Source organism: Pantoea sp. SIMBA_079 (assembly GCF_046940275.1).
Lineage (GTDB): Bacteria > Pseudomonadota > Gammaproteobacteria > Enterobacterales > Enterobacteriaceae > Pantoea > Pantoea borealis.
In genome coordinates, this window is the sequence record NZ_JAWRYR010000393.1 from 1 (window position 1) to 267 (window position 267).

A 267-nucleotide genomic window follows, 5' to 3' on the forward strand; every position below is an offset into this window, starting at 1 on the left:
CCAGTCCGACACGCTGGTCGCCACGCTGCGCAATGTCTACCGGCGCGTGGGAACCGGCGCCGGCGAGGCGACGGGGCGCTGGCGTCTGGATGCGGCGGGCTGGCGCATCCTGCTGCCCGATGGCCGCGCGGTCGCGATGTCGCTGCCCGAGCAGCAGATCATGCGTCTGCTCGCGGCAGCGCCCGGCACGCCGGTGCGCCGCGACGCGCTCATCGCCAGCCTGTCGGATGATCGGGACAGCTTCGATCCACACCGCCTGGAAATGCT

Annotated in this window: 1 protein-coding gene; it reads left to right on the forward strand. The window is 72.3% G+C overall.

Annotation, left to right across the window (positions count from 1 at the left end; translation table 11 throughout):
• Positions 1 to 267, forward strand: a 267-nt coding sequence (locus SB719_RS20510; protein WP_412159793.1) for a hypothetical protein, incomplete at both ends; no start/stop codon positions are given.